The 26,137-nt window shown below is 63.3% G+C and carries 24 protein-coding genes; 9 read left to right on the forward strand and 15 right to left on the reverse strand.

Annotated features, from left to right (window positions below; genetic code table 11):
- Positions 1–113 precede the first annotated feature (113 nt).
- Positions 114–1,010, reverse strand: coding sequence for a GNAT family N-acetyltransferase (locus tag M8523_RS05570; RefSeq protein ID WP_282583855.1), 897 nt, complete (start codon positions 1,008–1,010; stop codon positions 114–116).
- A 132-nt stretch (positions 1,011–1,142) separates the two neighbouring features.
- Between M8523_RS05570 and M8523_RS05575 the strand changes: the two genes are divergently transcribed.
- On the forward strand, positions 1,143–1,994 hold the full coding sequence (locus M8523_RS05575) for a lysophospholipid acyltransferase family protein (RefSeq protein ID WP_282583856.1): 852 nt from the start codon (positions 1,143–1,145) through the stop codon (positions 1,992–1,994).
- Here the strand turns inward: M8523_RS05575 and M8523_RS05580 are convergent.
- From M8523_RS05580 to M8523_RS05605, 6 genes are all read right to left on the reverse strand, one after another.
- The gene (locus M8523_RS05580) at positions 1,979–3,358 is read right to left on the reverse strand and encodes an inorganic phosphate transporter (protein ID WP_282583857.1); all 1,380 of its coding nucleotides are present in this window, start codon (positions 3,356–3,358) and stop codon (positions 1,979–1,981) included. The two genes, M8523_RS05575 and M8523_RS05580, sit on opposite strands and share 16 nt — an antisense overlap.
- Positions 3,359–3,490: 132 nt before the next feature.
- Entirely contained in the window at positions 3,491–5,170 is a 1,680-nt protein-coding gene (locus M8523_RS05585; RefSeq protein ID WP_282583858.1) for a calcineurin-like phosphoesterase C-terminal domain-containing protein, read from the reverse strand.
- 151 nt (positions 5,171–5,321) lie between these two features.
- Positions 5,322–6,878: a SpoVR family protein gene (locus M8523_RS05590; RefSeq protein WP_282583859.1), complete on the reverse strand. Its 1,557-nt coding sequence runs from the start codon at positions 6,876–6,878 to the stop codon at positions 5,322–5,324.
- On the reverse strand, positions 6,875–8,185 hold the full coding sequence (locus M8523_RS05595; RefSeq protein ID WP_282583860.1) for a YeaH/YhbH family protein: 1,311 nt from the start codon (positions 8,183–8,185) through the stop codon (positions 6,875–6,877). The genes M8523_RS05590 and M8523_RS05595 overlap by 4 nt, the downstream gene beginning before the upstream one ends.
- A gap of 28 nt (positions 8,186–8,213) precedes the next feature.
- Complete coding sequence (locus M8523_RS05600) at positions 8,214–10,157, reverse strand: PrkA family serine protein kinase (RefSeq protein WP_282583861.1); 1,944 nt, start codon at positions 10,155–10,157, stop codon at positions 8,214–8,216.
- Between the two features lie 422 nt (positions 10,158–10,579).
- Positions 10,580–11,785, reverse strand: a complete 1,206-nt coding sequence (locus tag M8523_RS05605; protein WP_282583862.1) for an adenylate/guanylate cyclase domain-containing protein — start codon at positions 11,783–11,785, stop codon at positions 10,580–10,582.
- 158 nt (positions 11,786–11,943) lie between these two features.
- Here M8523_RS05605 and M8523_RS05610 point away from each other — a divergent pair, with 158 nt between their 5' ends.
- Complete coding sequence (locus M8523_RS05610) at positions 11,944–12,771, forward strand: metallophosphoesterase family protein (RefSeq protein WP_282583863.1); 828 nt, start codon at positions 11,944–11,946, stop codon at positions 12,769–12,771.
- 14 nt (positions 12,772–12,785) lie between these two features.
- Here M8523_RS05610 and M8523_RS05615 read toward each other — a convergent pair whose 3' ends face one another.
- The 3 genes from M8523_RS05615 to M8523_RS05625 form a co-directional block, all read right to left on the reverse strand.
- Positions 12,786–13,229: a DUF3429 domain-containing protein gene (locus tag M8523_RS05615; protein WP_282583864.1), complete on the reverse strand. Its 444-nt coding sequence runs from the start codon at positions 13,227–13,229 to the stop codon at positions 12,786–12,788.
- Positions 13,226–13,408: a hypothetical protein gene (locus tag M8523_RS05620; protein WP_282583865.1), complete on the reverse strand. Its 183-nt coding sequence runs from the start codon at positions 13,406–13,408 to the stop codon at positions 13,226–13,228. The genes M8523_RS05615 and M8523_RS05620 overlap by 4 nt, the downstream gene beginning before the upstream one ends.
- A gap of 95 nt (positions 13,409–13,503) precedes the next feature.
- Complete coding sequence (locus M8523_RS05625) at positions 13,504–14,160, reverse strand: hypothetical protein (RefSeq protein ID WP_282583866.1); 657 nt, start codon at positions 14,158–14,160, stop codon at positions 13,504–13,506.
- 190 nt (positions 14,161–14,350) lie between these two features.
- On the opposite strand from M8523_RS05625, the gene M8523_RS05630 reads away from it, so the two are divergent.
- Positions 14,351–14,851 (forward strand): disulfide bond formation protein B, encoded by a 501-nt coding sequence (locus M8523_RS05630; protein WP_282583867.1) that lies wholly within the window; start codon positions 14,351–14,353, stop codon positions 14,849–14,851.
- On the opposite strand, the gene M8523_RS05635 is transcribed toward M8523_RS05630, so the two are convergent.
- From M8523_RS05635 to M8523_RS05645, 3 genes are all read right to left on the reverse strand, one after another.
- Entirely contained in the window at positions 14,829–15,851 is a 1,023-nt protein-coding gene (locus M8523_RS05635; RefSeq protein WP_282583868.1) for an alpha/beta fold hydrolase, read from the reverse strand. The genes M8523_RS05630 and M8523_RS05635 overlap by 23 nt on opposite strands.
- A 78-nt stretch (positions 15,852–15,929) precedes the next feature.
- Positions 15,930–16,184, reverse strand: a complete 255-nt coding sequence (locus M8523_RS05640; protein WP_282583869.1) for a GlsB/YeaQ/YmgE family stress response membrane protein — start codon at positions 16,182–16,184, stop codon at positions 15,930–15,932.
- A 122-nt stretch (positions 16,185–16,306) separates the two neighbouring features.
- Positions 16,307–16,525 (reverse strand): YdcH family protein, encoded by a 219-nt coding sequence (locus M8523_RS05645; RefSeq protein WP_282583870.1) that lies wholly within the window; start codon positions 16,523–16,525, stop codon positions 16,307–16,309.
- A 184-nt stretch (positions 16,526–16,709) separates the two neighbouring features.
- Here M8523_RS05645 and dapF point away from each other — a divergent pair, with 184 nt between their 5' ends.
- From dapF to uppP, 3 genes are all read left to right on the forward strand, one after another.
- Entirely contained in the window at positions 16,710–17,576 is an 867-nt protein-coding gene (dapF, locus tag M8523_RS05650) for a diaminopimelate epimerase (protein WP_282583871.1), read from the forward strand.
- Positions 17,573–18,820, forward strand: coding sequence for a tRNA (N(6)-L-threonylcarbamoyladenosine(37)-C(2))-methylthiotransferase MtaB (mtaB, locus tag M8523_RS05655; RefSeq protein ID WP_282583872.1), 1,248 nt, complete (start codon positions 17,573–17,575; stop codon positions 18,818–18,820). Before dapF ends, mtaB begins: the two co-directional genes overlap by 4 nt.
- A gap of 78 nt (positions 18,821–18,898) precedes the next feature.
- Positions 18,899–19,771, forward strand: coding sequence for an undecaprenyl-diphosphatase UppP (uppP, locus tag M8523_RS05660; protein WP_282583873.1), 873 nt, complete (start codon positions 18,899–18,901; stop codon positions 19,769–19,771).
- A 38-nt stretch (positions 19,772–19,809) separates the two neighbouring features.
- Here uppP and M8523_RS05665 read toward each other — a convergent pair whose 3' ends face one another.
- Positions 19,810–20,463, reverse strand: a complete 654-nt coding sequence (locus M8523_RS05665; RefSeq protein WP_282583874.1) for an HAD family hydrolase — start codon at positions 20,461–20,463, stop codon at positions 19,810–19,812.
- A 469-nt stretch (positions 20,464–20,932) separates the two neighbouring features.
- On the opposite strand from M8523_RS05665, the gene M8523_RS05670 reads away from it, so the two are divergent.
- Together M8523_RS05670 and M8523_RS05675 are read left to right on the forward strand one after the other, a co-directional pair.
- A complete protein-coding gene (locus tag M8523_RS05670; protein ID WP_282583875.1) occupies positions 20,933–21,886 on the forward strand; it encodes a sugar-binding transcriptional regulator in 954 nt (317 codons plus the stop codon).
- Between the two features lie 178 nt (positions 21,887–22,064).
- Entirely contained in the window at positions 22,065–23,120 is a 1,056-nt protein-coding gene (locus M8523_RS05675; protein ID WP_282583876.1) for an NAD(P)-dependent alcohol dehydrogenase, read from the forward strand.
- An 89-nt stretch (positions 23,121–23,209) separates the two neighbouring features.
- On the opposite strand, the gene M8523_RS05680 is transcribed toward M8523_RS05675, so the two are convergent.
- Positions 23,210–23,725, reverse strand: coding sequence for a YcgN family cysteine cluster protein (locus tag M8523_RS05680; RefSeq protein ID WP_282583877.1), 516 nt, complete (start codon positions 23,723–23,725; stop codon positions 23,210–23,212).
- Between the two features lie 176 nt (positions 23,726–23,901).
- Here M8523_RS05680 and M8523_RS05685 point away from each other — a divergent pair, with 176 nt between their 5' ends.
- A complete protein-coding gene (locus M8523_RS05685; protein ID WP_282583878.1) occupies positions 23,902–26,124 on the forward strand; it encodes a transglycosylase domain-containing protein in 2,223 nt (740 codons plus the stop codon).
- Positions 26,125–26,137: the final 13 nt, after the last annotated feature.

Consider the following 26,137-nt stretch of genomic DNA (forward strand, 5'->3'; position numbering starts at 1 on the left):
AGAAACCGCACCAGGCCTTCAGACTATGTGTGAATCCGATAGCCGCGCGCGGGGCGAAGGGACACGCCACCGGTCGAGCCTCATACATGTTGGCATAAGCAAGATGGTGACGATCAGGCCACCTGAGCCAGCGCAGGGCCGAACTGTGCGAGATAGCGCAGGTTCACGGCGGCGAGCGGCATCACCGTGAACAGGTCGGTGGTTCCGAATTGGTGATCGACTGCGGCCTCGGTCGCGAACGTGCTTCCCATGCGCACATAGGCTTTGATCAGCGGTGGCAGGCTCGCGAGCGCTTGGCGTGGGTCGAAACTGCCCTTGTCCAGCCAATCCATCCGCGCCGCGCGGGCCGGTGTGGCCGCAACCTGCCAATCGGCCGGGCATGCGGCGTGGTGGAAGATGTAGCTCAACGGCATCGCAAGCATCTCGCTGCGGGTGCCTTTGAGGCTTGAACAGCCGATCAACACATCGGAGCCATGGTGAGCCGCGTAGCGGCCGATGCCTTGCCACAGCAGGTCGATGACCCGCCGCGACCGGAAATCCGGATGAACGCAGGAGCGGCCGATCTCCAGAAAGCGCTTATCGGCATGCCGCTCGAACAGCGGTTCGAGCAAGAACTCCGATTCACTGTAGAAGCCATCATGGTCGGCCGCCATGTCGCTTCGCAACAGACGGGTGGTGCCGACGACCTGCTCCTTGTGAAGCGGCCCCGGTCGCGACGTATCCACCACGAAGAGGTGATCGCAGACGCGGTCGAACGGACATGTGTCGCGCCGGAGCGAGGCCTGGTAGGCGTTGGGGATCGCATCGCCACGCTGGTAGAAAACGTCGTAGCGCAAGCGCTGCACCTTGCGGATCTGCTTCTTGGTTGTTGCGAGGCGGAGTTCGAGCGGTCCTGACCGGGCAAGCAGTGGAGGCAAGCCTTCGAGGTCACGAACGACCTTGGGGCCTTTGATCCACAGCCCCCGGCCTGGGACGTGAAGCCGCGGAAGATCAATGCCACTTTGATGCATGTCGGACTCTGCGTGGAGCGGCAACGCAATAGGCGGATTGCACGAAACCGACATGACGTTCAGGCGACGCTTTCGTCACATAGCTGAAGAACGACATTGCTACATCACGGCCGGCGTCGAACGGGTGGTCGGATGGCTGGTGTCCGGTTGGGACTGATTGCAGTGTGGTTGGTCGCCCTCGCGCTCGTGACCGGACCGCTGGGCTGGTTCTGCCGGGCGGGATCGCCCGTGATTGAGGGCTTGGCGCGCCGAACCTGCCGGTTTCTCCTCGCGGTATTGCGCATCAGAGTGCAGGTTCTAGGTCGACCTGGGCCGGAGCAGACGGCACGCCTTGTCGTGGCCAATCACGTGTCGTGGATCGACATCCTGGTCCTCGGCAGCCTTGAGCCGCTCTGCTTCCTGGCCAAACGAGAAGTTGGGCTCTGGCCGATCATCGGCACATTCGCGCGTCTGAAAGGAGCCGTCTTTGTCGACCGGACACGACGCCGCTCGATCCCGGCCGCCAATGCCGCGATGGCCGACCGCCTGCGCACCGGCCGAAGCGTTGTCCTGTTTCCCGAGGGGACCACGCATGATGGCACGCAGCGCGGTCGATTCCTGACCTCGCACCTCGCCTGCCTTCGGGACCGCTCTCGCTTGGAGCCAAGCCTGGACGCGTCTGAGGTCCAGGCAGTGGCGCTGGCCTATTCCGACCCTGTCGCGTCCTGGATTGGTGACGCGAGCCTTCTTCCGCATCTCTGGGCGGTCGCGAGCGGGCGAGGTTTCGCGTGTGCCGTGGTGTTCGGGGCTCCGATGACGGTTCGGCCCGGCTACGATCGCAAGGCGCTGGGCCGGGATTTGCAATCCCAGATGGAAGTGTTGGTCTCCAGGGGGTCGACCCTCAACGCCGTCGGCCGAGTTCGCACGGAGCATGAGCCCAGTCCGGCCGAGATCGGCGGTCCGGTCTTCGGGGCCATGAAGACCGAAATTCAGGACAGGATGTAGAACAGTCCCGCCGAGAGCGCGACCGTCGCCGGCAGGGTGAGAACCCAGGCGGCCCCGATCTGCCAGAGCGTGGTGCGCTGGATGCCGGCTCCCGACCCGACCATCGTGCCGGTGATCCCGCCCGTGACGACATGTGTGGTGCTGACCGGAAATCCGGAGAGACCCGCGCCCCCGATGAGGGTCGCGGCCACGAGTTCGGCGGCCGCGCCCTGCGCCGGCGCCAGATGCTGGTTGCCGAGCCGCTCGCCCAGGGTGGTCACGATCCGCTTGTAGCCGATCATCGTCCCGGCGCCCAGGCAAAGTGCGCTCAGCACGCGAACCCACCAGGGAGCATATTGCACCGAATGCATGAGATCCTCATGGATCGATTTGGCCTGCTTCTTGTCGTCTTCCGATATCCCTTTGGCTTCTTCCACGGTCTTCAGTTCCGACATCACGCGGTTCAGGTCGTTGCGAATGGCCGGGCGCTCGCGATCAGGAATGTCGGACGCCTGCTTGGTCTGTCCGAAGACTTGGCCGATGTGCTGGGCGGCCGTGACGCCAAGTTCCTTCTGGTCATCGCCGTAGCGACCGATCAGGCCAGCCGCTGTCGCCATAGCCTGGCCGTCATGAGCCACTTGCTCCGTCGTCATCGTGGTGTTGAGCGCGTAAGTGGCCGGCAGCAGGCCGATGATCGTCAGCATAATCAGGCCGATGCTTTTCTGGCCATCGTTGGTGCCGTGGGCGAATGAGACGCCTGTGCAGGTGAGGATCAAGATGCCGCGCATCCACCAGACGGGCGGCTTATCTTCCTTGGGGGGTTCGAACAGGGCCTTGTCGTGAAGAAGGTGTTTGATGAGTTGGAACAGCAGCAGCGCGCCGGCAAAGCCCAGGATGGGCGAGACGAGCAGCGACGCCAGAACACTCCAGATCTGATGCCAGTCCACTCCCTCATGAAGGCCGCGGCCATGGGTCAGTGCGTTCTCGACCGAGATGCCGACGAGGGCGCCGATCAGAGCATGGGAACTCGAATTGGGAAGGCCGAGCCACCACGTGCCGATGTTCCAGAAGAGGGCTGTCAGGAACAGCGCCGCCAGCATGCCGACCGCGATACCCCCGTTCGGGGGAGACAAGACATCGGCGGGAATCAGTTCGACCAGCGCGTAAGCGACCGCGATGCCACCCAGGATGACACCGAGAAAGTTCATCAAGCCGGACCAGATCACAGCGGGAATCGGCTTCAAGGAATGAGTGTAGATGACGGTGGCGACGGCATTGGCCGTGTCGTGAAAGCCGTTCGAGAATTCGAACGCGAGAGCCAGAACCAGGCAGACGACAAGAAACGAGAGGGTCGCCGGGGACCCAGGCGCGAGAAACGCGAGCATGCCTACTCCTGCGGGATTTCGAAGGTGCTGCGCGTAGGAAATCCGGTCGGACGAAAGCTGGGCCCCCGCGCCTATGCGGGGCGTGGCCCCAGCTCTCGCGGGTCCGGAGAACTCTGGTAGAACGGGTCCGTATCAGCCCACGATTTCGAGCGCCGTCGTTCCCCTGACAGTGTCGCCGTATTCGGTGAGCGCCGTCACGGTGAGCCGATGTGTTCCGGCCGGCAGCGTGGCAGGAAGCCGGGCGGTCCAGACATGGGTCGAGGGCTCGGCCTTGATCCAGGGCTTCTTGACGGCCTCGTTGCGATCGAAGACGTCCTCGACAAAGGGGTCAGGTCGGCGGTTGCGGGTCATGGGGATCGGCTCGCCCGAACCGATCCGCAGCGTCACTTGCGTCTTGGGGCCGCCATCGAACACATTGGCCACCAGCGTGGTCGAGCCTACCGCCGCTCGCTGGACCGGCGACTGGATCAACTGGCCGAGACGGAAGTCGCGCATGACTTCCTTCACGCCGCCGTGGAAGTGGCTCTCAAACGACAGGCGCACCTGACGGGCATTCGGCTCCTTGGCCGGCACGAAGCGCGTCTTATAGCTGTTGCCGTCGACCGACAGGATATGGAACCCGTTCGGCGTCCCGTCACGGCTGTCCGCGACCGCGACGCCACGATGGTCGTAGGGTCCACTCCACCACGAGCCCGAGACGGCGGTCATCACGTGGTGATGGTGCGGCACAGGCGACGGCCAACCATCGGCCTGCGCGAAATAATGATGCTCCGTCGTATGCGTGTGCCCCGACAGGCTGAGCGTGAAACGGCGGCCCTCGAAAAGCTGGAACAGGTCGGCCCGGTTCGTGAGGTTGTTTTCGGGCGTCGCGTCGAGGTCGTTCTTCAATGGGATATGCAGAACGATCACGATCAGCTTGTCGTCCGAGACGTGGGCCAGGACGTTGCGCACGAACGTGAGCGTGTCGGGCTCAAGCTTGCCGAAATAGGGCGCCTTGCCCTTGGGACGATCCGGGTCGGGGCCGAGATATTCGACATCGTCGAGCATCAGGAACACGGCATCCGCATACGCGAAGGCATGATTGGGCGGCCCGAACACGCGCTTGAAGGTTTCACGCGAATAGCGGCGGCCGGGCGCTTCGAAGTTGAAATCGTGGTTGCCGCCGACGTTGTACCACGGAATGCCGATCGTCCCGATGATGCGCGTCAGGCGATCGTAGAGGGACAGGTCGTCGAACATGATGTCGCCGGACGTGAGCCCGAATTTGGCGCTGGTGCCGCTGAGGGCTTCGACGACGTCTTCGCGGATGAAATCGACTTCGGCGTCGGACTCGGGCTGCGGATCGGTGAACAGCACCACCTCGAAGGCCTTCGGCTCGTCCTGTCGATGCAGTTCGAAATCGATCGAGGACGGCAAGGGCCCCGTCGGGGCGATGCCTTCAAAGGTCAGGTTCAGCGACGCGGGCGAGCCTTGCGGTTGATGAATGTAGTAGAAGCGCGGCAGTTGGGTCACGGGATCGACGGGCGTCATGAACCCGGCCGGCTTGATCACGAACACGACCGTCTCGTCGCTTACCGGCAGGGTGTAGCGTCCGTCACCATCCGTCACGGTCACATCGCGACCGTTCGACACGAGAACGCCTGGAACTCCTTTGCGTACGCCGGCCTCGGTCTCGAAGACCAGGCCCGCCGCGACCGTGGGCGCGTCGGCAGCGGCCTGAGCAGCACCTTCCGGCAGCGCCGCGGCGATGCCACTCGCCGCAGCGGCAAGCAGCATATCTCGTCGTGTCACCTTGACCTGGGTGTCCGGCATAGCTGCGCTCCGTCGGTGCAAATCTGGCCGACGGAATATCCACGCCGTGTGACGGTTGGGTGACCAACGTGTTTCGCCCCCGGCAGCGTCACCTCACACTGCCTGGTTCCCACCGATCCGAAGGTCGGCTCACACCAGGCACCCGTCGAAGTCAGGCGGTCAGAAAATGCGGGCGGGCGGTCGCCGTGTGCTCCTTCAGAACCGCCCCGGTGGCCGGATCGATCTCCCGCAGCGACACATCGTAGCTCCAGAGATCGGCGAGGTGCTGCAACACGTCGCGGGTCTCGCGCTCCTGCAGCAGGATGCCGTTCAGCACATTGTGCTGCAGCATCAGACGCCGATCGCCGCCAAGATCGACATCGACGACCTGGATATCGGGATCGGTCCACGACACGTCGTATTGGCGGCTGAGGGCGCGCCGCAAGTTGCGGTAGCCCCGCTCATCATGAATGGCCTCAACCCGTAGCGCCTTGGCTTTCTCGCCGTCGTCGACCACCTGGAACAGCTTCCATTGTCGGATCAGATGCGGACTCAGGAATTGCGACACGAAGCTCTCGTCGCGGTAATTGGCCCAGACATGCGACAAGACGCCGAACGGATCACCGACGCCAGCGATCTCAGGAAACCACTCGCGGTCCTCATCGGTCGGCTTGGTGGCGATCCGCTCGATATCCTGCATCATGGCGAAGCCAAGCGCATAGGGGTTGATGCCACTGTAGCGCCGGTCATCATATTCGGGCTGCATCACCACATTGGTGTGCGACTGGAGGAATTCGAGATAGGACCCTTCGTTGATCTGCCCTGTGTCGAACAACCGCCCCATGATGCGGTAGTGACAATAGGTGGCGCAGCCCTCGTTCATCAGCTTGGTCTGGCCCTGCGGATAGAAATACTGGGCGATGTGGCGGACGATGCGCAGGATTTCGCGTTGCCAAGACGCGAGGCGAGGCGCCGTCTTTTCCAGGAAATAGAGGATATTCTCCTGCGGCAACTCGAGCAGGGCGCGGCGCCGCTCCTCGTCGCCGCCGCTGACCTTGGCCTTGCCGGTAACCGGCACGGTGCGCCAAAGGTCGTTGTAGATCTTCTCCTGATGGAGCCGCCGGTCGCGTTCGCGCCGGTCCTCCGACGCGAGGTCGGGCTTGCGCTTGCGGGGATAGCGATGAACGCCATGCGTCATCAGGCTGTGGGCCGCATCAAGGGTGCGTTCGACCGCCAGATGGCCATAGCGTTGTTCACATTCGGCGATATAGGTCTTGGCGAAGTCGAGATAGTGCAGGATGCCGTTGGCGTCGGTCCATTGCTTGAAGAGATAATTGTTCTTGAAGAAGTGGTTGTGCCCGAAGGCCGCATGGGCGATGACGAGCGTCTGCATCGTCACCGTATTCTCTTCCATGATATAGCTGATGCAGGGATCCGAATTGATCACGATCTCATAGGCGAGACCGCGCAGGCCCTTGCGATAGCCCATTTCATGATGGGCGAATTGCTTGCCGAAACTCCAATGCTTGTAGAAGAGCGGCATCCCGACGGACGAATAGGCGTCGAGCATCTGCTCGGTCGTGATGATTTCGATCTGGTTGGCATAGGTATCGAGTTTGAATTCACCATGTGCGATCACCGCGATCGCATCATGGATGCGCTGAATCATCGCGAAGTCCCAGTCGTTGCCCTCGTAGAGCAGCGACGGGCGGGTGATCGTCGTGCTCATGCAGGTTCACCCTGTGCGCTATGGCCCTTGCGCTCGAAGAGTCGCCGGAACACGGGATAGATTTCGTTGCGGTGGTTCACCTTGCACATGGCGAAGCGTTGCCCACCCTCGGCAATGGCCTCATAGGTGCGCCAAAGCTCGGTGGCTCGCGGAATGAACCCCATTTGGGTCGCCTCGGATTCCCGCCCCACTTCGAGATAGGCGAAATACTGGCAGAGCGGCAGCACGCCTTGCTGCAGCAGCGCGGCAGAGCGCGTCGTGTCACTCGCGGAATTATCGCCGTCCGAGGCCTGGGCCGCGTAGATGTTCCAGTCTTCCATGGGGAAACGCAGCTTCGCGATGCGGACCATCTCTTCGAGTGCGCTCGACACGACCGTGCCGCCCGTCTCGGCGGAATGGAAGAATGTGTCCTCGTCGACCTCTTCGGCCTCGTGCGTGTGTCGGATGAAGACGATCTCGACATGGCGGTAGCGGCGCTTCAGGAAGATATAGAGCAGCGCATAGAAGCGCTTCGCCAGATCCTTCATGTGCTCGGTCATGGAGGCGGACGTGTCCATGAGGCAGAACATGACCGCCTGGGCCACCGGCCGTGGGACCGCCTGAAAGCGGCGAAACCGGATGTCGATCGGGTCGATGAACGGCACACGCTTGATGCGGGCCAGAAGATGGCTGAGCGTCGCTCGGAGCTCTTCAAGCCGCGCCGGATCGTCGCCCTCGGTGGCAAGCGCTTCGATTTCGGCTTCGAGCGCCTGCAGATCCTCGCTCTTCGGGCGGTTCAACGCGACGCGCCGAGACAGGCTGTTCCGCATCGTGCGTGTCAGCGACAGGTTGGCGGGCGAGCCTGACACCGAATATCCGGCGCGATGCAGGCTCGTGCTTTCCGTACTGGCCAAGGTCTTCTTGGCGAGGTCGGGAAGCTCCAGGTCGTCGAAAAAGAGGTCGAGGTATTCGTCCTGCGACAGGACGAAGCGGAAATCGTCCTCCCCGTCCCCATCTTCGGCGCCCTCGGCGCCGCTGCCCCCGCCGCCCTGCTTGTCCTTTGGGATCGTGTCGCCCTGCACGAACTTCTTGTTGCCGGGCAGCAGACCTTCTCGATGTCCCCCGGTCGGGGCGCGGTGCAGGCGAGGTTCCCGCAGGCTGTCGACCGGGATCTTGATCTCGCCACCCTGGTCGAAATCCTTGATCGAGCGATCCTTGGAATGGTTGCGCACGGCCTTTTGGGCCAGCGCCTTTGCCCGCCTGAGGAACCGTTGCCGGTTCGCGAGGCTCTTGCCGCCCGAATTCAGGCGTCGGTCGATGATGTTCATCGCATCTCGCTTCCGGAACCGGCGCGGCTCATCCTGCCTGCTTTGCTCTCATATACCATTCGACGAGCCTGCGGACCTGTCGCTCAGTATAACCCCTTGCAACCATGCGTTCGACGAATTCGCCATGTTTCTTTTCGGTGTCGCTGTCGCGCTTCGACGAGAAGCTGATGACCGGCAGCAATTCCTCGACCTGGCTGAACATGCGTCGCTCGATGACTTCCCGGATTTTCTCATAGCTGGTCCAGGACGGGTTGCGGCCCCCATTATGGGCCCGGGCCCGGAGCGAGAATTTGACCACCTCATTGCGGAAGTCCTTCGGGTTGGCGATCCCGGCTGGCTTCTCGACCTTGGTGAGTTCCTGGTTCAACAACTCCCGGTTGAGCAACTGCCCCGTGTCGGGATCCTTGAAGTCCTGGTCCTCGATCCAAGCATCCGCGTAGTCGACATAGCGATCGAACAGGTTCTGTCCGTAGTCGTGGTAGGATTCCAGATAGGCCTTCTGGATCTCGTGACCGATGAATTCCGCGTAGCGCGGCGCGAGGTCGGCTTTGATGAACTCGCGGTAGCGCTTTTCAGTGTCCTGCGGCAGCTGTTCGCGGCGGATCGACTGTTCGAGGACGTACATGAGATGCACGGGGTCCGCCACGACCTCGGCCGTGTCGTGGTTGAACGTCGCGGCAAGAACCTTGAACGCGAACCGGGTCGAGATCCCGTCCATGCCCTCGTCGACACCGGCCGAGTCCTTGTATTCCTGCATCGAGCGGGCGCGCGGATCGACCTCGCGCAAGCTCTCGCCGTCATAGACGCGCATCTTCGAGAACAGGTTCGAGTTCTCGTGAACCCGCAGCCGGGACAGCACCGAGAAACGGGCCAGCATTTCGAGCGTGCCGGGCGCGCAAGGGGCGCCGGCCAGTTCGGAGTCGCGGATCAGCTTCTCGTAGATCAGCTTTTCTTCCGTCACCCGCAGGCAATACGGCACCTTGATCACGTAAATACGATCGATGAAGGCTTCGTTGTTCTTGTTGGTGCGGAAGCTCTGCCATTCGGCCTCGTTCGAGTGCGCCATGATGATCCCGGTGAACGGGATCGCGCCGATGTTCTCCGTGCCGACGTAATTGCCCTCCTGGGTCGCGGTCAGCAGCGGATGCAGCATCTTGATCGGCGCCTTGAACATCTCGACGAATTCGAGCATGCCCTGGTTGGCGCGATTGAGGCCACCCGAATAGCTGTAGGCATCCGGATCGCTCTGGGACAATGTTTCGAGCCGCCGGATGTCGACCTTGCCGACCAGGGACGAAATATCCTGGTTGTTCTCGTCGCCCGGCTCGGTCTTGGCGATACCGATCTGCCGCAGCCGCGACGGTGGCATCTTGACGACGGTGAACTTGGAAATGTCGCCGCCGAACTCGTCGAGCCGCTTCAGGCACCATGGGCTCATCAGACCCGTGAGGCGGCGGCGCGGAATGCCGTAGCGCTCTTCCAGCACCGGTGCCATGCGCTCCGGGTCGAAGAGGCCGAGCGGGCTTTCGAAAACGGGGCTCACCTCGTTGCCGGCCTTCAGCACATAGATGGGATGCGCCTCGATCAAGGCCTTCAGTCGCTCCGCAAGCGACGACTTGCCACCCCCGACGGGGCCGAGCAGATAGAGGATCTGCTTGCGCTCCTCCAGCCCCTGCGCGGCATGCCGGAAGAAGGACACGATGCGTTCGATCGTTTCTTCCATGCCGTAGAATTCAGCGAAGGCGGGATAGACCCGGATCGTGCGGTTCATGAAGACCCGGCCAAGGCGCGCGTCCTTGGCGGTATCAATCATCGTCGGCTCGCCGATCGCGGCCAGGATCCGCTCTGGCGCGCTCGCGTACATCATCGGGTCGGATTTGCAGGCTTGAAGATAGTCGGCCAGCGACATCTCGGCTGCTTTGCGAGACTCGTAGGAACGCGAAAAGCTCGTGAAGACGTCATCCATCGACATACGGTCCTTCCCTCCGAGAATGCTCGGACTGCCGGAAACCCTGATGCCCACGGGCGCGCCCCACGTTCCCCATGGGCTGACCCGAGTCTTGCACAAATCGGGCCGGAAACCAGCATGACACTCGGTCGCCGTGGCGGCGATGTGGCAGTTTTGCGAAACTTCTCGAATCCGCGCTGCGACGTATTTTTGCAACGCAGCATCCACGCCACAACGACAGGCGATTAGCCTGCCTCCGCAGTTCGTCAACACTATGTTAACCATGCTATGCGATAAGGCGCCGGACGAAATCTTGCCCGTAACGCATATGATCGAGAGCGGGATCGAGCAGGGTGCCGACGGCACATCGTTGTCTGAAAACGGCACGAGACAGGCGGCGTACCGAAGTCTCTCGATGACTGCTACCGCACGCTGAGTCGAGCGCCTCAGACCGAGGAACGTTCCTTCAGCGCGTAGACATCCGTCGGATGAGCCACTCCAGGCAGCGAGAGCGCACCCAAGGGTTCGAAATCCGGATGGGCTCCGGCCAAAGCCACGAAGGCGCCGGACAGCAGCACCCCATGCCCGACTGTCTTGGTCAGCGTTTCCAATCGAGACGCGACATTCACGGCTGGTCCGATCACCGTGAAGTCGAGTCGACGACGCGACCCGATATTGCCGTACATCACATCCCCGACGTGAACCCCGGTGCCATAAGCCAGCGGATCCAGACCACGCTGGCCCCGATCGACATTGAGGGCCGCCATCGCGACCCGGGCCTCGGTCACGGCCCGCAGCGCCTCGGCGGGTGCATCTGGGGACTTCAGCGGGAAGATCGCCAGGAGGCCGTCACCCATGAACTTCAGAATCTCGCCGCCGTGCTGCGCGATTGGGTCCGACATCGCATCGAAATACTCGTTGAGCATGGCGATGACGTCATCGCGCGGCCAGAGTTCCGACAGCGCCGTGAAGCCACGGAGGTCGCAGATTACGATGACGGCCTCCACGGTCGTGCCACTTCCCCGCCTTGTGGCGCCAGCCAGGATCTGTTCGCTGGCATGCGGGCCGACATAGGTTTCGAGGAAGGTGCGAGCGAGACGACTGCGCAACCGGATCTCGGTCAACAGCGTGATCGCGGGGATCAGGTCGGCCAGATGCGCGATGTCGGCGGGCAAGAAGCCTTCAGGTCCGTCGGCCGCGAAACTCAGAGCGTGACGTTCGCCACGAGTGAACACGAGGGGCCAAATCACATAGTCGGTCAGTCCGATCTCACGGAGATCGGCCAGCAGCGGAAAATCGTCGGTTCGCGGGTCGAGCGCGTGAAGCTGACGCCGGATCATCGGCTCGCCGTCCAGCACCGCCTTGAGGGGGCTCTGCAGATAGGATTCACGGACCAGGACGTCATAATCGACGGTCCGGATCTCGGCCTCAGTCAAACCAACGCGCCACAACATGCGGGCTCCCATCCACTCGGGATGGTTGGTCCTCACAACCATCAGCGACCGGGCGACCGGGACGCCTTCCTGGCGCAAACGCGTACAGAACTCCACCAGCAAATTGTCGATGAAGGGCTGCGAGGCCGTGTCCTTCATCAGCCAATCCAGAATGGCTGTTCTGGATCCGGGCCAATGGCCTGACACGATTTCGTTCATCGGCGTTGGTCCCTGGATCGCGCGGGAACCGACAGAACCGGCGATACCCGACCATCCATGTCACATAAGACCTCTAAGGTGATGCGAAAAGTGCAGGGCTGCTCACATCCGGCGGAGCCGCATTGCAACACGGCCAGCAGTCTTTTAGACGGAAGACCATGCGCACCATCACCTATGCGATCGGCGATATCCATGGCCGAGCGGATCTTCTTGATCAACTTCTTGTCCTGATCGAATCGGACGCGTCTTCCAAGCAGGCGCATGCCAAGGTCGTGTTCACCGGCGACTTCATGGACCGGGGCGCCGATTCGTTCGGGGTGGTCGAGCGGCTGATCGCCGGACCCCGCCGAGCCGGCGATACGTTCTTGCCGCTGCGGGGCAACCATGACGATCTATTCGTCCGCGCCTCCACGCACGGCCGTGACGTTCCGGAATGGGCCTGGCACCTCTTCTGGCACACGATCAAGAGCTATGGACTGCATCAGGATCGGACGTGGAAGGGCAATTCGCAGCTTGGGCGGCATGGAGATTTTCTGGCGGGCCTGCCGCTGACCCACGATGACGGGCGCTACCTGTTCGTGCATGCCGGCATCCGTCCCGGCGTTCCTATCGCGGAGCAGACCGAATACGACTTGCTGTGGATCCGCGACGAGTTTCTTCACCATGAAGATCTTCTGCCGCGTCGGGTCGTGCATGGTCATACCATCATGGGGGACAAACCCGCGATGCGGCCGCACCGGGTCTCGATCGATACGGGCGCCTATCGCTCGGGAATTCTGACGGCTGCGGTGCTCGACGACGCGGAGGTGACGTTTCTGCAGGCGATCGGGGAGCCCGACCGTGGGGCGCTCGTACGCGAGGCACTGCTGATCGAAACCATCGCGGGTCGATCGGTCTCGGCCGCGATGCAGCGGGCGTTCGACGCCTTTGTGGCACGGGAAATCGATGCAGCCGAACTCGATCGTCGTCTGGGACGCGCGGCCTGAAGACTGTGGCTGGGCTAGCTGGCCGCGGCCAGAAGAAGTGCGGCACCCGCGCCGAGTGCCAGGATAAGCCGGAGCCGCCCAAACCACGCGGGCGCCATGCCGCGGTGCACGAGATCGCGATCGGTGATCCCGAGCGCAATGATCAGAACCGCGAGAACGGTAAGCCGCCAAGGATCGTTGAGAGCCAGCGCCGACCAGCCAAGCAACTGGGGCAGCACCGCGACCGCATAGTCGCGTGCTGCCAGACGCTGGTTGTCGGCCTTGGTGGCCAAACCCCAGCGAATTCCACCGAGAAACGATACGATCGTGGCCGCGTAGGTGGCAAGTGCAGTGGCCGAGGCGGTCTGGCTCTCGCCAAAGGTGATGTCGGTCCCATGTGCCAGACAGAGGCCCCAGAACGGAATCAATCCGGCGAAACCGAGTCCAAACGGCACCCACGGGTCTTCAGCCTTCATCATCGCTCGTTCCACATCGCCACCCCCTCGGCTGCGGCGCCGCTCAAGCAGCCAAGGCTGAAGCTGTCCGCGAGACATCCGCCACCAAGACCCACCCGCAGCCCATGGGCATCACGCATGTTGCCGCAGCCCGCAGATCGCAGGATCTCTCCGACCTTGTGATGCGTGACGAATCTTTGCACCGCGCCCTTTTTGACCACAACACGCATTGGGTCCGTTGCCACAATGCTACAGACGACCAACGCCAAAAAAGTTGAAGGACCGTGGCGCTTCGGCCTTAGTGCTTTCGTGATCGAGGGCTGCGGATCCCCACCTTGGGGCCGCTACCGGCCTGGTCGAAGCCGACGAGGATCACATAGTCCTCATCGGGATGAGCCACGAACGGGACCGAAAAGGGCTCGGACACGTAGGTGAAACCGGCCTCGTTGCTGCCGGCCGACACCGAAGCCGAGACACGGGCGAGGGCCGAATATTCCACTTTGTCAGTCGCATCGTTGCGCACGGCAATTCGGATCGGAACCGCAAACGTGCCGGGCGCGCCGACCGGACCAAGCAGCACCCGGCCTTCGGCCCCCACCTTGAGCACCAGCCTGTCGCCATTCTTGGAGCATTCGCGCGCAATATCGCCAAGCGAAAAGCCGTAGCGAACGTTCTCGTTGGTTTGCGCGCCCGCATAGGTGCGGATGGAAGCCGTTCCGTCCTGCACTTCGATCGTCGGGCATTCCACAGTGGCTTCGGTTTGCGGCAACGGCGCCGATCCCGGGAACAACTTATTGAAGGCCACCAGATTGGCCAGCTTCGACAGCGAATAGCCGCTGCTCTGTTCCGCGGGTTCGAAGCCTGGAGTTCCCGCTGCTCCACAACCGGCAAGCGCGCCGCACGCGAGGAGACCCGCGACCCCTAAGCCGATCCGATGCGCCATGTGCCGCGCCATTCTCATCTCCTCCAGCCGTCGCATGCCCGCGCGTTGCCCTCGGGCAATCCGGCGGACTTCTACCAAGCAGGTGTGAAATGCCAAGCCTCATCGACCGGAAGCTTTGCCGTGCACCGCCGGCGAGCCCATGGACAAGGCATGAGGCACCCCCTAATCGTCCGCCTCGCGCGTCTCCGAACCAAGGAATACGATGCCATCTTCCACCTCGACCCGGCTCGCGTTAGCGATCGCACTGGCGGCTTTCGTGACGATCGCCATGGCCTGGGGTTTCCAATGGGCCGGCTATGCGCCCTGCGAGCTCTGCCTGAAGGAGCGTCTGCCCTATTATGCCGGGGTTCCGCTTGCCTTGCTGGTGGCGTGGATCGCCTGGAGCGGCCGTGCCGGCGTGGTGCCGGCCGGGTTCGTAGCCTTGGCATTGATCTTTGCCGCAGGGGCGGCCTTGGGCATCTACCATACCGGCGTCGAATGGCATTTCTGGCCCGGACCGACGAGTTGCACCGGCTCGCTCGATCACCCGGCGGCCGTAAGCGATTTCCTGCACCAGTTGCAAACAACCCAGGTGGTGCAGTGCGACGCTCCCGCCCTGCATGTTGCGGGGCTCTCCCTGGCCGCCTGGAACGTGCTCGTCTGCATGGGACTGTTCGCGGCGGCGGCCACTGGATTCACTGTCAGCGACCGACCCCGGCGCTGACGGATTCGGCCAGAGCGGTCCGATTTGGCGAAACGGAGCCCGGAATAAACGCGTCGAAGGCGGCCCAGAACTGGTCCCGCAATTCGTCGCGCTCCATCAGGATTTCGTGCCTCGCGCCAGGAATCGTGATGCAGGTCCCACCCTTGAGCTGGCGCCCGAACCGCTCCATCGCGGAGACGGAGACGACCCGGTCGTGCCCTGGAACGACCATCAAGATCGGCACCGCGATCCGGCTCGCGAAATCGGCCGCGGCGAACGGAACCATGGCGTCGAGGGCGGCGCGGAACCAGGCGATCGTCGGCGCATCGATCGTCAGACGCGACTCGACCCGCCCCACTGCCATCATGTCCGCGAAACGGACAGGATCCGAGGTCAGAACATTGTCGTCGAACCCGTTCTCCAACACGGCGGTGCGGTCGCCGCGCGGCACAAAGGCCGATCCGAGCCCGACAAGCGCCAACACACGCGACAAGTGATGCAATGCATCGGGGGCCGGCAGCTTATGGATGGCGATCATCGGCGCCGACAGCACGATACGCTCGAAAGCGCACCCGCCGCTCCTAGCGTGATGGAGCATCACCGCACCGCCCATCGAATGAGCGAGGGCGAAAAAGGGTCGCGGACATTCGGTCTCGAGAACCTCCTCGATGACGGCCGTGAGATCCGCCTCGAATTGTTTGAAGTCGTCGACATGGCCCTTCCGGCCGTTGCGCAGGGCCCGGGACGACATCCCCTGCCCGCGCCAGTCGAACACCACGACCGCGAAGCCGCGCGCCAGCAGATCGGTAGCGACTTCGAAATATTTCTCGATGAACTCGCCTCGGCCCGTGCAAATGAGAACCGTGCCGCGAGTCTTCACTCGCGCATCCGGGTGCCATCTGGCGGTGCGCAGACGGGTTCCGTCCTTGAGCGTCAGAAGCCGGAGGCGCGCGCCCGGAGGGGCGGCGCGCTGAACGAGGTGAACGAGCGTCGCCGGCTCGAAGGACGTCGATTGTATCATCCGCATATCATGCTGCGCCTGTTTGACCGCGCAACATGCGCCGGCCGGTTGGCCCGAACCGGCACAACTGCAGCGTGGTTAAACGCGTCTGACCAGCCGGAGCAAGAGCAACAGGATGACGGCTCCAATGAAGGCGTCGATCACGGCCCCGACAAACCCCACACCGAGATGCACTCCGAGCCGAGGAAGCAGCAGCCCTGAAATGAACGCGCCGACGATGCCGACAACAATATCGCCCAGCAGACCGAACCCCGCACCACGCACCACAAGGCCGGCGAGCCATCCCGCGATTGCACCAACGATGATCCAAATCAGAATTTCCGAAGCATCCATCCGCCCTGTCTCCTTTGTTCAAGCCGTCGTGCAACGTCCGGAGATGCGCATGGTTCCGCTTAAGGTTGAAGGCTTAATCGGTCGATCGAATGGCGACGGATGGGAAGCGGGGCACGCGGGTATCAGGCGATGATGTCGGGCGTGGCCTGATCGTCGAGAAACGCGATGCGGTCGCGGAGCACGAGCTTGCGCTTCTTGAGCCGCTGCAATTGCAGTTGGTCCGGCGTCCCCAGGTGGATCAAGGCCGCGATCGCGGCATCGAGGTCGCGATGCTCCTCGCGCAGACGCTCCATATCCCGTTCCATCTGGGTGCGCTCTTCAGGACTCACTTGCTCGATCATGAGCGGCCAATTTCTCCATGACCCATCGCGGCGCGTGATTATGGCTGTGTCAGGGGGCCGCATCAAGCGACGGAGACACGGCGAATGGGATTGTGTTCAAGGTTTTGGCCAGACGGGAGCGGACGCGCTTTAAATGGCAGCCGAACTCCCGTAAGACCCGGCGGTCTTCTCCACGCCTGCTGCGATGAAAGCTCCCGACCTCCCTTATTTCAAGATGAACGGCATCGGCAATTCGATCCTTGTCGTCGACATGCGGTCGGCCGGGCGCCCGCTGACGCCCGCGGCCGCGCGCGCCATCGCGGGAGAGGTCGGGCTCGGCTTCGATCAACTGATGACGATCAGTGCGCCGCTTTCCGGCGGGACCGACGCCTTCGTGGACATCTTCAATGCTGACGGATCGCGAGCGGAAGCTTGCGGCAACGGCACCCGCTGCGTGGCGTGGGTGCTGATGCGAGGCTCCCCGTCCCATCACCTCGTCGTGGAGACGGCGGGCGGTACGCTCATCTGTGATCGGCTTGGCCCGACCCGGTTTTCGGTCGACATGGGGCCGCCTCGCCTCGCTTGGAGCGACATTCCCCTGGCGGAGCCCGAAGCCGATACGGCGCATGTCCAGTTGCGCCATCTGTCCGGGCTTCCGGACGATTTCCAGACCTTTTCGGCCGTGAACATGGGCAATCCTCATGCGGTCTTCTTCGTGCAGGATGCAGCCACCGTGCCGCTCGCGGAGGTCGGTCCGTTGATCGAACATCACCCCATGTTTCCCAAGCGGGCCAACGTGTCCTTCGCCGAGATCACAAGCCGCGCCTCCATTCGCCTGCGGGTTTGGGAGCGAAGCGCTGGCGCCACGCTGGCCTGTGGCTCGGCTGCTTGCGCGACCCTCGTGGCGGCCGCGCGCGACGGTCTGACAGAGCGAAGGGCCACGGTTTCGCTGCCAGGCGGCGATTTGATGATCGAGTGGCGCCCCGCGGACGGTCACGTCGTGATGGCCGGCGACACGCAGATCGAGCACGAAGGCCTGTTACCGGCCGTCCTGTGGGACATTGCCGCGTGACGAATGCCGCGCGTGTCGACGTCGTGACCTTCGGGTGCCGGCTCAACATCGTCGAATCGGAGGCGATGCGCCGTCAGGCGCTCGCCGCCGGTCATCGCGATCTGACGATCGTCAACACTTGCGCGGTGACGGCTGAAGCCGCCCGGCAGGGGCGGCAGGCGATACGCCGGGCTTACAAGGAGCATCCGGGCGGCCGGCTCGTGGTCACCGGCTGCGCGGCGGAGATTGACCGTGCCGGTTTCGCGGCTCTTCCCGGCATCGACCGGCTGCTGCCGAATGCCACCAAGGAGAAGGACGAGAGTTGGCCGTCGCTCGACAATGGAGCGGAACGTGTCCCGAAGATCTCGGCCCCGGGCTTCGGGCCCGAGGCCGCGAATCAGCATACGCGCGGGTTCGTCGAGATTCAGAACGGCTGCGACCATCGCTGCACGTTTTGCGTTATCCCCTTCGGAAGAGGCGCTTCGCGCTCGGTTCCGATCGCGCAGATCATCGACCGCGTGAAGGAGCTTGTCGCGGCGGGGGCGCGCGATGTCGTGCTGACCGGCGTCGACATCACCTCCTACGGCGACGACCTCGATGACCGGATAAGCCTCGGGACCCTTGTGACGCGCGTGCTGCGGGCCGTGCCCGACCTGCCGCGCCTGCGCCTGTCTTCGCTCGATTGCATCGAAGCCGATCCCGCCTTGCGGGACGCGATCGGCACCGAGGCGCGGCTGATGCCCCATCTCCATCTATCTCTGCAATCGGGATCGGACCTGATCCTGAAACGCATGAAGCGCCGGCATGGCCGGGAAGATGCCATCGCGTTCTGTACCGATCTTCGGCGGCTGCGCCCTGAACTTGTGTTCGGCGCCGATCTCATCGCGGGCTTTCCAACCGAAACCGAGGCCATGTTCGCCGAGACGATGGAGCTTGTGGAAGCCTGTAATGTCACCCACGTCCACGTCTTCCCGTTTTCACCCCGACCGAATACGCCGGCGGCCCGCATGCCGCAGGTCGCCGGGGACGTCACCCGAGATCGGGCCCAGCGGCTGCGCGCACTGGCGGAGCGGCAGTTGCGGTCCCACCTGGCCGGTCAGACGGGGCGGCGCCTTACGGTGCTGACGGAGCGGAACGGCAAGGGCCGCAGCGAGGATTTCACCCTCGTCCGGTTGCCGGACAATCCGCCTCCAGGCCAGCTCCATTCGGTCGTCATCTCAGGACACGACGACCGTTCTTTGATCGCTGCCGCGGAGGCGGCCTGACGTTTGACACCGCCGCGTCACCGCGCGCCGGTTAGGGGTAAGATCGCGCCCGAATCAATTGATGGAGAGAGGATCTGCATGGCTGACGCTTGTACCGGAGGGCTCGACACGGGCTTTGTGTCGCTGGGCTATGCGAAAGTCGCGGTGCTCGGCGTCGTTCAGGGTCTGACCGAACTTCTGCCCATCTCGTCGACAGCCCACATGCGAATCGTCCCGGCTCTTTTGGGCTGGCAGGACCCGGGCTCGGCCTTTTCGGCATCGATGCAGCTCGCGGCCCTGGCGGCGGTGGTGTCGTATTTCTGGAAGGACGTGCGGGGCGTTCTCGTGGGATCGCTCTCGGCGATCCAGCGTCGGGACTTCCAGTCCTGGGATTTCCGTTTCGCGGTCTGGATCATCCTGGCCACGATCCCGGGTGTGATCGGCGGCGCTCTCCTGAAATCCCACCTGAACACCTGTGGCTCCAGCCTGCGGAGCCTGGAGGTGATCGGGGTCGCCTGCATCGTCATGGGTGTTCTCCTGGCGATCGCCGAAATCTATTGCCGGCACCGGCGCGTTCTCGCCGATATGACCCTGCTCGATGCCATGATCGTCGGTATCGCCCAGGTGGGCGCGCTGGTGCCCGGCGTCTCCCGTTCGGGCTCGTCGCTGACGGCGGCACTCTTCCTCGACCTCAAGCGTGAGGAAGCGGCACGCTTCTCCTTCCTGCTCGGCCTGCCCTTCATCGCTCTCGCGGGGCTCTACGAGCTGCTGCAGCTCCTCAAGGCCCACCTCGACGGGCATGGTTGGTCGATTCTGCTGGTTGGTCTCATCGTCGGATCGATCTCGGCGTTCGCGGCCATCTGGGGCCTGATGCGCATCCTCGAACGCTTCTCGGCCTGGCCATTCGTAATCTACCGGATTGTGATCGGCATCGTGCTTCTCGCGGGCGCCGGGATGGGCTGGCTCGCCTAGCCCGCATCGCGGGCGCCGCGAGAGCGACGGCGCGCCGCCTAGCCAAAGAGGCGACGCTCCACAGCCTCCCAGGACGGCTCGGCGGACTCGGCGCCATGTTGCAGGAGAGCCCGGTCATGATCGGGCTGAATGTGGCTGCCGCCTAGAAAGCCGATGGCCCGCATACCGGCCGACTTCGCGCCCTGGACGCCGTAAATCGAGTCCTCGATCACGACGGCACGCTCGGGCGCCACATTCATCTGAGCGGCAGCAAACAGGAACAGGTCAGGCGCGGGCTTGCCGTGCTTGACCTGCTGGGACGAGAACACGGCGTCGCCGAAGAACCGGTCGAGCCCCGTGCGTTTCAGGCTCAGATGGATCCGCTCCAGGCTCGAAGACGACGCCACGCAGCGGGGCCGGTCTCCCAGGCGCTCCAGAAAGTCCGCGATGCCGGGCATTGGCTGAAGCTCCTGCTCGAACAAGAGCCGGGTCGCGGGCCAAATGCGGTCGGCGACATCGTTCGGCACCACGACGCCAGTCTCGCGCGAGACGATCGCCAGGATGTCGGCCTGCTTCATGCCGAAGCAGCGGCCGATCATGGCGTCCGTCGCCGGAACTCCGGCAGCCTCCAGAACGCCCCGCATCGCCCTGACTGAGAGCACCTCACTGTCGACAAGGACGCCGTCGCAGTCGAATACCACCAACTCGATCATGACCCGACCTGCCCGTACCGACTGCCAAAATGCTTCATTATGCCCTCCCTTCGGCTGCGATCGGCCGTAGAGCGGTCCGCGCGGCTCGAGCCTCACGGATCGATTTGCTTTTTCCAAGCAGAATCAATGCCGCTTTTTCCTATGAGAGGAAGCAGACTTGAAAGCGCCTGCCGGACCCATGCAGCGTCACACACTTTTGCGCAAGGCCGACCGACGCTTCGATCACGATCCGCGGAGACCGTGACCCCTTCAAGATGGGGACAGCTCATGGTCACCGCTCCCTGGAGAACCCGCGGAACAAGGCTTGCGAATGACAGCTGCGGGCTTTGTACAAAAGTTTCTGACTGTGAACAGAAGGCAGGGTAATTGACACGGGCATGCATGTCACTTGCCGCCCAGATCAGAAGTGCAGTCACATGAAAGAAGTCAGAGCCGAATCCCAGGGGCTGCAGACCGGCCGGAAGAGGACATGATGGGAAGCGGCGACGCGTTCGATCTGGAGACGGATATTCGCACCCGGGCGGCTTGGCTCTACTACATGGAAGGGATGACGCAAGACGCCGTGGCCCAGGTGCTCGGGATGACACGGGCGCGGGTCCTGCGGATCCTCGCCTCCTGCCGCGAAGACGGCACCGTGCAAATCAGCGTCACTTCGCCTCTCACGCGCTGCGTCGCGCTTGAACGGCGCCTTGAAAGCGGGCTCCGCATGGAGCGCGCGATCGTCATCCCACGCCCGCAAGGGGACGTCGATCTGGGCGCCCTGATCGGCGCCGCGACTGGAAGCTACGTCAGCTCCATTCTGACGGAAGGCATGACGATCGGTCTTGGATGGGGTCGCACGCTCAGCGCCAGCCTATCGAGCCTGCCGCAACGCGCCTTCAACAAGCTGACCGTCGTCTCGCTGCTCGGCGGTCTCACGCGTGCCTCACAGTTCAATCCGTCCGAATTCGCCTGGCGTTTCGCCGACCGGCTCGGTGCCGAATGCTTCATGATGGCGGCGCCGGTCTATGCGCCCGATGCCAGGACCCGTGAGGCGCTCGTCAATCACTCCGGCATGGAGGATGTGTTCAGCCATGCCGAACGGCTCGATCTCGCGTTGGTCAGCGTCGGCGAATTGTCACCCGGCTCGACCCTCAGCCGCTACAATCTGGCCAGCAAGGAGGAGCTCGCGTCGCTGACGCGGGCGGGTGCCGTGGGAGACATCCTCTGCCGGTTCATCGATGCCGAGGGTCGGCTGCTTGACCACCCGCTGAACGACCGCGTGATTTCCGCGCCACCCACGATGCTGCGTAAGGCGCGGCGCATCGTCCTGGCGTCCGGCGGCTGGGAAAAGACGGCCGCGATCCGGGCGGCGATCCGGCTGCTGACGCCGGAGGTCCTGATTACCGACGAGACTGTGGCCGAAGCGCTGGTGGACGCCTGAACGCTTCGGGAGAAAGGCCACCACCCGCTTGTGAAGGTATGAAAACCTCCTTACGAAGGCGTCGACTTCAGCGAACCCGCGCCCTATGTTGCACACGAACGCTCGAGGCCACGACCAGGCCATAGCATTCTCTCGCGACCCTTTCACGGTCGCGTCTTCTCAACCGACGGACTTTCCCATGTTCGCTTGCACCGGCTATGCCGCTGAAACCAGCAGCGCGCCTCTCGCGCCATTTTCCTTCGAGCGCCGCGATCCGGGCCCGAAGGACGTCCAGATCGATATCCTCTACTGTGGCGTCTGCCATTCGGATCTGCACCAGGTTCGCAACGAATGGCACAACACCGTCTACCCCTGCATTCCGGGCCACGAGATCGTCGGCCGCGTTACGGCAGTCGGTGGCAGCGTCACAAAATTCAAAGTCGGCGATCTCGCCGGTGTCGGCTGTATGGTCGACTCGTGTCGCACCTGCCCCAATTGCAAGGATGGCCTTGAGCAATATTGCGACAATGGCTTCGTGGGCACCTACAACGGCCCCGACAAGATTTCGGGCGGCATGACGTTCGGCGGCTATTCGAAAGCGATCGTGGTCGACGAAGATTTCACGCTGCGCATCCCGGCGAACCTCGACCTGAAGGGGGTCGCCCCGCTCCTGTGCGCCGGCATCACAACCTATTCACCCATGCGGCACTGGAACGTGACCAAAGGCCAGAAGGTCGGCGTCGTGGGCCTGGGCGGCCTCGGCCATATGGCGGTCAAGATCGCCCATGCGCTGGGTGCCGAAGTGTACCTCTTCACGACCTCCCCCGGTAAAGCGGAAGACGCCAAGCGGCTCGGGGCGACCGGCGTGGTCCTGTCGAAAGACGCGGAAGCCATGGGCAAGCATGCCGAAAGCTTCGACTTCATCATCGACACGGTCTCGGCCGACCACGACATCAACCCCTATCTCAACGCCATCAAGCGCGACGGCACCCTGTGCCAGGTCGGCGCCCCGACCGACCCGCTGAAGGTCGCGGCCTTCAGCGTGATCTGGAAGCGTCGCCAGTTCGCGGGCTCGCTGATCGGCGGCATCGCCGAGACCCAGGAGATGCTCGACTTCTGCGCAGAGCACGGCATTACGTCCGATATCGAGATGATCGCGATCGCGGATATCGAGACCGCCTACAAGCGCATGCTGAAGAGCGACGTGAAGTACCGCTTCGTGATCGACATGGCCACGATGCCGTCGGCGGCCTGACCTAGTATCTGTAGTCCTTCGTATCGGCCGGACCGCGACGTGTCCCGGCCGATATGAACTTCTAGCCACCCCACGAGCTTGAAACCCGTTCAGGCCTTCCGCTTCGGCCCGCGCGCCTTTTTCGGCACGCGGTTCGGCCAGGTGACGATGTAGCCTTGCAGGTTTTCCGGCGGAACCTCGGTCTCGTGAGCGGCAATCTTTCCCCGTACCGAAACCCCGGCCTCGACGACGGTTTCCGGACGTCCTGACACGAGCGGGTGCCACCACGGCAGGTCGCGGCCCTCACGCACGAGCCGATAGGCACACGTCGGCGGTAGCCAGTTGATCGCCCGCACAGCCTCGGGGGTCAACCGGATGCAATCCGGCACCTGTGTCTGCCGATGGATGTAATCCGAGCAGCGACAGGTCCCTGCATCAAGCAGTTTGCACGCGACATCTGTGTAATAGGTGTCCCGCGTGTCCTCGTCCTCCAACTTGACGAGGCAGCAGCGCCCGCAGCCGTCGCACAAGCTCTCCCATTCGGTTGGCGAAAGGGCTTCGAGCGGCTTGCGCCAAAATGGGTCAGCCGCGGTCGGTGTGTTCGCGTCTGTGTCTTGGTCTGTCATGAAATGGTGAGGCGATCGTGGTTTGCGCCGAGGAACCCACCGGCATGGCGCTTGCGTTCATTAGGGAAACGTTAACTTCCGCACTTGCGCTTTTGCGGCGCGAGCGTCAAGGGAGGGAACGCGGTCTCGAGTGAAGCGCAATCCGTCGGCGGCGGCGGATTGGGAGGCGTCGCAGGGTGAGTCAGAGCGTCTGGTTACGGAATTTTGGCAAGCGGGTCTCCCGTACCCTTCTCGCCGCGGATGCCTGGATCGATTCGTCGATCTACGACATCGGCCGGCGCAGCGCGGATTTCTATGCGCGAAGCCAGGCTTGGTCCGATCACGTCACGGTACGCGGCTGGCGCTGGTTCGCGGTGGATATCGCCTGCGAGGGTCTGAATGTCGGCCTTGTCGGGGCGGTCGTGCTGCTGGCCCTTGCTTTCCCGGTTTATCAGAACATGTCCGACGATTGGCTCAAGAAGTCCGATCTCGCGGTGACGTTCCTGGATCACACCGGCAAGGAGATCGGCCGGCGCGGCATTCTGCACGATGACAGTGTGTCGCTCGATCAGATGCCCTCCTATCTTCCGGAGGCGGTGCTGGCCACCGAGGACCGTCGCTTCTACAGCCACTTCGGCATCGACGTGATCGGCACGATGCGAGCCCTGACCGTGAACGCGCGCGCCTCTGGCGTGAGGCAGGGCGGCTCGTCGATCACGCAGCAGCTCGCCAAGAACCTGTTTCTCTCGAATGAGCGCACCGTCGAGCGCAAGGTCAACGAGGCCTTTCTGGCGCTCTGGCTCGAGACCCATCTCACCAAGCGCGAGATCCTGCAGCTCTACCTCGACCGCGTCTACATGGGCGGCGGGACATTCGGCATCCAGGCGGCGTCGCAGTTCTACTTCGGCAAATCGGCGCGCGACGTGAGCCTGGCCGAAGCCGCCATGCTGGCGGGCCTGTTCAAGGCGCCGACAAAATATGCCCCGCACGTCAACCTGCCGGCTGCCCGCGCCCGGGCGAACGATGTGCTGAGTAATCTTGTCGATGCCGGCTATCTCAGCGAAGCGCAGGTCTACGGCGCCCGCCTCAATCCAGCGTCGCCGGTCGACCGCAGCCGCGATGTCTCGCCCGACTGGTATCTCGACTATGCCTATGACGAAGTCCGCAAGCTCGTCCAAATCGGCAAGCTTGGGGACAATCGTGTTCTCATCGTGCAGACCGCCCTCGATACGGAATTGCAGAAAAAGGCGGAATCGACGATCGAGGATCAGCTGCGGCAGAACGGACCCGCCTATCACGCCAAACAGAGCGCCGCCGTCATCATGCAGCCGGACGGGGCCGTGCGGGCGATCGTCGGGGGACGGGACTATGGGTCGAGCCAGTTCAACCGCGCCACCGACGCGCAGCGCCAGCCCGGCTCCTCGTTCAAGCCCTTCGTGTATCTGACCGCGATCATGAGCGGCAAGTTCAAGCCGTCCACCACCGTGGTCGACGGACCCGTCTGCATCGGCAATTGGTGCGTCCACAATTACGGGGGCAATTATCGCGGCGCACTTCCTCTACAGACCGCGCTTGCCCATTCGCTGAACACGATCGCGGTGAAACTGTCGATCGCCATCGGCAACGGCAATCCACGGCTTGGTCGCGCCCGCATCATCGAGACGGCCCATGCCATGGGGCTGACCACCCCCCTGCCCGACACGGTCTCGTTGCCGGTCGGCGCCGACGAGGTGACGGTGATCGACATGGCGACGGCCTATTCGGCCTTTGCCAATGGCGGCAAACGCGTGTCCCCCTTTGCTGCCGTCGATATACGCAATGGCAAGGGCCAGGTGATTTACCGCCACGACCTCGACGGACCACAGCCTGTGCAAGTGGTGCCGGCCGCCGACGTCGCCACCATGAACAACATGCTGACCCATGTGATCAACGAGGGTACCGGCACCCATGCCAGACTCGACAACGTCCAGGTCGCCGGCAAGACTGGCACAACCAACAATTACAAGGATGCGTGGTTCTGCGGGTTCACAGGCAACTACGTCGGCGCCGTGTGGTTCGGCAACGATGACGACAGTTCGATGAATGAAATGACCGGCGGAACGCTGCCTGCCCGGACCTGGCATGACATCATGGCTTTCGCGCATCAGGGCATCGACGCGAGGCCCGGCTATGGCATCGAGACCGGTGCGAGCGCTGACAAGGTCGCCGCAGTCACGACCTCGAACGGCATCGTGCAGGTCTTGTCGCCGGCCCGGCCAGCCGTCCTGTCCCTCCGCTCCTTTGCGGTGATTGACAGCATCGGCCAGTTGGCCGGCCAGCGCGGCAAGAGCCAGGCCCGCCTCGGAGCCCCAGACCGCGTCGCCGATGAGGCTCCGGTTCCGTCGGTTCGGTCGGTTGGCGGCCGCTTCAGCGTGCAATGATCAGCGCGGAGCG

Source organism: Lichenifustis flavocetrariae (assembly GCF_026130545.1).
Taxonomy (GTDB): domain Bacteria; phylum Pseudomonadota; class Alphaproteobacteria; order Rhizobiales; family Beijerinckiaceae; genus Lichenihabitans; species Lichenihabitans flavocetrariae.

Coding starts and splice junctions, on each gene's coding strand:
- M8523_RS05570 (WP_282583855.1), bottom strand. CDS start 1,010: ATGCATCAAAGTGGCATTGATCTTCCGCGGCTTCACGTCCCAGGCCGG.
- M8523_RS05575 (WP_282583856.1), top strand. CDS start 1,143: ATGGCTGGTGTCCGGTTGGGACTGATTGCAGTGTGGTTGGTCGCCCTC.
- M8523_RS05580 (WP_282583857.1), bottom strand. CDS start 3,358: ATGCTCGCGTTTCTCGCGCCTGGGTCCCCGGCGACCCTCTCGTTTCTT.
- M8523_RS05585 (WP_282583858.1), bottom strand. CDS start 5,170: ATGCCGGACACCCAGGTCAAGGTGACACGACGAGATATGCTGCTTGCC.
- M8523_RS05590 (WP_282583859.1), bottom strand. CDS start 6,878: ATGAGCACGACGATCACCCGCCCGTCGCTGCTCTACGAGGGCAACGAC.
- M8523_RS05595 (WP_282583860.1), bottom strand. CDS start 8,185: ATGAACATCATCGACCGACGCCTGAATTCGGGCGGCAAGAGCCTCGCG.
- M8523_RS05600 (WP_282583861.1), bottom strand. CDS start 10,157: ATGTCGATGGATGACGTCTTCACGAGCTTTTCGCGTTCCTACGAGTCT.
- M8523_RS05605 (WP_282583862.1), bottom strand. CDS start 11,785: ATGAACGAAATCGTGTCAGGCCATTGGCCCGGATCCAGAACAGCCATT.
- M8523_RS05610 (WP_282583863.1), top strand. CDS start 11,944: ATGCGCACCATCACCTATGCGATCGGCGATATCCATGGCCGAGCGGAT.
- M8523_RS05615 (WP_282583864.1), bottom strand. CDS start 13,229: ATGATGAAGGCTGAAGACCCGTGGGTGCCGTTTGGACTCGGTTTCGCC.
- M8523_RS05625 (WP_282583866.1), bottom strand. CDS start 14,160: ATGGCGCGGCACATGGCGCATCGGATCGGCTTAGGGGTCGCGGGTCTC.
- M8523_RS05630 (WP_282583867.1), top strand. CDS start 14,351: ATGCCATCTTCCACCTCGACCCGGCTCGCGTTAGCGATCGCACTGGCG.
- M8523_RS05635 (WP_282583868.1), bottom strand. CDS start 15,851: ATGATACAATCGACGTCCTTCGAGCCGGCGACGCTCGTTCACCTCGTT.
- M8523_RS05640 (WP_282583869.1), bottom strand. CDS start 16,184: ATGGATGCTTCGGAAATTCTGATTTGGATCATCGTTGGTGCAATCGCG.
- M8523_RS05645 (WP_282583870.1), bottom strand. CDS start 16,525: ATGATCGAGCAAGTGAGTCCTGAAGAGCGCACCCAGATGGAACGGGAT.
- dapF (WP_282583871.1), top strand. CDS start 16,710: ATGAAAGCTCCCGACCTCCCTTATTTCAAGATGAACGGCATCGGCAAT.
- uppP (WP_282583873.1), top strand. CDS start 18,899: ATGGCTGACGCTTGTACCGGAGGGCTCGACACGGGCTTTGTGTCGCTG.
- M8523_RS05665 (WP_282583874.1), bottom strand. CDS start 20,463: ATGATCGAGTTGGTGGTATTCGACTGCGACGGCGTCCTTGTCGACAGT.
- M8523_RS05670 (WP_282583875.1), top strand. CDS start 20,933: ATGATGGGAAGCGGCGACGCGTTCGATCTGGAGACGGATATTCGCACC.
- M8523_RS05675 (WP_282583876.1), top strand. CDS start 22,065: ATGTTCGCTTGCACCGGCTATGCCGCTGAAACCAGCAGCGCGCCTCTC.
- M8523_RS05680 (WP_282583877.1), bottom strand. CDS start 23,725: ATGACAGACCAAGACACAGACGCGAACACACCGACCGCGGCTGACCCA.